The following is an 863-nucleotide window of genomic DNA, read 5'->3' as shown; positions in this document are numbered from 1 at the left end:
ATTAAGTCGCTAGCTGCACTTATAGGTAGTAATAGTTATGATTCAAGAGATGTTAGTTATTTATATCATTCAAGAATAGCATTTTTTGTTAATTTTAGCAGTACAAATTATGAAGCAATTATAGATTATGATTATGATATGCAAGATAAAGCAGAAGTTTTGGCGAATTTCAAAAAAGTTATAAGCTTTTTCTATCCTAGAAATTCATCTTCTGCATGGGATTTTGTTTATACTCCAATAAAAAATAAGGCATTTAATACTACGGCAACTAGAACTTTTAGTGCCGATGGAAGAACTATGACTTATAGATATAATGGAGGAGTATTTCAAGTTTATGTTCATAGAAAATAAATATGAAAAATAGTAGGCTTTTAGCCTACTATTTTTATTTAATCAATAGAATAAACTTTTAGATAAAATCTTTCAAAGAAAGATTTTTTTATTTTACATAAGACTTAGTAATATAATAAACATAATGAAAAAATAAACAATTTATATTAAAATAACTAAATTAAAAAGGAGGGAAATAAATTGAAAAAAATTTTAATAATATTATTTATAATTTTAAATATTTTTAATTACTCATTTGCATCTGATTTCAGTAGTCTTATAAGAAAAAGACCAAATACAGATCCATTAAAATCAGATTATAGTTTAGGGTATTTTATAGTTGATGGAGTAGCACATCCTAGATATTTTATATATAGAAGGGGTGCTGATTATGAAGCTAATACATTATTTTATGCAAATATGCAGCAAGGGATACTTTATTATAGCTTATGGGGAACTTCACAAGAAAAAAAGCTAGCAGGAGGTGATAAAGGAATTAGAAGTGCTATTCATGACTATGCAGGGGATTTATA

2 protein-coding genes are annotated in these 863 nt (G+C 25.6%); both read left to right on the top strand.

Going from position 1 to position 863, the window contains the following annotated elements; all coding sequences use genetic code 11:
* Positions 1-351 (top strand): hypothetical protein (locus tag CLOTH_RS10660; RefSeq protein ID WP_158080508.1); only part of this gene is annotated, 351 nt, incomplete at its 5' end.
* Positions 352-531: 180 nt separating this feature from the next.
* The coding region (locus tag CLOTH_RS10410; RefSeq protein ID WP_143715466.1) for a hypothetical protein at positions 532-863 on the top strand (332 nt) is incomplete at its 3' end.

The organism is Alkalithermobacter paradoxus (genome assembly GCA_002029295.1).
GTDB lineage: Bacteria > Bacillota > Clostridia > Peptostreptococcales > Peptostreptococcaceae > Alkalithermobacter > Alkalithermobacter paradoxus.
This window is presented reverse-complemented; position numbering and strand designations above follow the sequence as displayed.